This window comes from Bartonella sp. AP57NXGY (genome assembly GCF_042195805.1).
GTDB lineage: Bacteria > Pseudomonadota > Alphaproteobacteria > Rhizobiales > Rhizobiaceae > Bartonella.
Genome location: NZ_JBHIOZ010000225.1, coordinates 1 through 1,856, shown reverse-complemented (window position 1 = coordinate 1,856; position 1,856 = coordinate 1). Strand labels below are relative to the sequence as shown.

The following is a 1,856-nucleotide window of genomic DNA, read 5'->3' as shown; positions in this document are numbered from 1 at the left end:
GAATTAAGTAAGTTCTATATTTATGTTAACTTTCCAACTTAAGTGTTTTTTCTAAGTCTTCTCTCTACAGAACAAAAAGCAAAAAATGCATTCTCCGCTGTAACAAAAAGACTTGAACCTTTTGATATTATAACAAAATCTCCTTTTTTAGGAAAATATGGCGAACCCCAAAATAGAGAATGGACGCAATACTTCCTGCAAGATAATAATATTGAATCCCCACCTTGCCCATATCATATAATGGAGCACGATAATGACTAAATTTTCTAAAATTAAATTAAATAAAAATATCTATGATATATTCAAAATGATGCTTCCAGAGCAAGGATCAATAGAGATACAAAGAGATTTTCCAAAAAAAATACACGATTGGCATATTCACCAGGTCGATGAAACTCTCTTAATTATAGAGGGAGAGTTAGATTTTTTCTATAGCGAAAAACATATAACCTGTACACCAGGAGATATTATACATCTACCTGCCAATACAAGGCACAAATCAATTGCGGCAGATGTAGGATGCATATATGCAATTGCTACAGAAAATCTCACTATTGGAGATATTAGAAATGGGTAACCGCACGCTCTTTAATGGATTCTTTCTCATACAGGATTTTATTCTTTTACTCCTGCTTCCCATAATGCGCCCATAGATTCTGCGGAAAATAAGGCTATGAAGTTTACGTCCTCTACCCAAACCAACATAGAAACTTTTCAGAAACCGCATTTTACAGTACAAAATAGAACGTTATTCTTTAGGAATAAAAAATGGATCAAGCTTAACGGATTAAACAAAAAGGAAATAATTTTGTTTACAGCTTTATTGTCGAGCATTCACGAATGGATTCTGGTATTATCTCTATCTGAAATTCCCTACAAGCATGAAGCAGAAAAGTTATCAAGCATATTTAGTATACCTAATGAAAACTGCTATTACCATGCGTGATGGCTCTAAAATGTAGATGGATTTGAATTTTTAAATAATTTTTAACTCTTGCATCACTTTATTTCCATACTTTTTAAATAATATTCAATAACTTAAGTAAAATAAATATTTTTATTTTGGGTTTTGTTGTGTTGTTAATCTAAAGCATGTGAAGAGAATATATTAAAGAATTAAAATATTTATATATCGAAATTGAAGATGTCCTATTTTACCCAAAAAAGAACTATTATGACATAGGTGAATTTAGCTATTAATCTTTTGTTGCCAACAAGTGGTAAAATGATGCTGAATGTAGAAAAAATCGCATAAGAACCTTTAACAAAAATGATTAAAATTTAGATAGAATTACAAGGTATAAAATAGAATTTATTCCATCAGCGCTGCAATTTTTTCTGGTTAATTTATTCTACCAATATCATTAAAGCTTTCTTCTAATGACATCGTCTATCATTGGAGGGAGATATATGATTGTTTTTCGAATTGTGACAGCACAGAAATTTCGTGATTTATTTTGTCCATTAAAAGATGTTTGTTAGTTGAGTAAGTTAAAAAATACATAGCATTCCGTATAATGTAGTGTGTATGTATAAAACTTCTCAGGGTGATCGTGTTATTTGGGAAAGATTTTACAGCAATTACGAGTATCTCTAGAATGAAAAGCACTGATTTTTAGAACAGAGAAAAACATTGATTATAACAGTTTATTAGGCTAAACGCAGAATATTATTCTAATAATTGATGGTTAATTGTAACGGGATAGTTTTTTGATAATCATAAAGAAAAAGGTATAGAGCGTGTTTCTTTTAGTTAAGGAAAAGTATTGCTCATTTTTCTTTCTAAAAGTAAGCAAATTCAAAGATAATTTTTTGTTCTTGTAGTGGTGAGAAAATAATTGTCGAAGTCAGTGAAG

2 protein-coding genes are annotated in these 1,856 nt (G+C 30.1%); both read left to right on the top strand.

Annotation, left to right across the window (positions count from 1 at the left end):
- The first annotated feature begins 42 nt into the window (after positions 1-42).
- Positions 43-261 (top strand): YqcI/YcgG family protein, encoded by a 219-nt coding sequence (locus ACFIL8_RS09720; protein ID WP_375612869.1) that lies wholly within the window; start codon positions 43-45, stop codon positions 259-261.
- Positions 254-577 carry a cupin domain-containing protein gene (locus ACFIL8_RS09715; protein ID WP_375612868.1) on the top strand — a complete coding sequence of 108 codons (324 nt, stop codon included), beginning with the start codon at positions 254-256 and terminating at the stop codon, positions 575-577. Before ACFIL8_RS09720 ends, ACFIL8_RS09715 begins: the two co-directional genes overlap by 8 nt.
- Positions 578-1,856: the final 1,279 nt, after the last annotated feature.

Coding starts and splice junctions, on each gene's coding strand:
- ACFIL8_RS09715 (WP_375612868.1), top strand. CDS start 254: ATGACTAAATTTTCTAAAATTAAATTAAATAAAAATATCTATGATATA.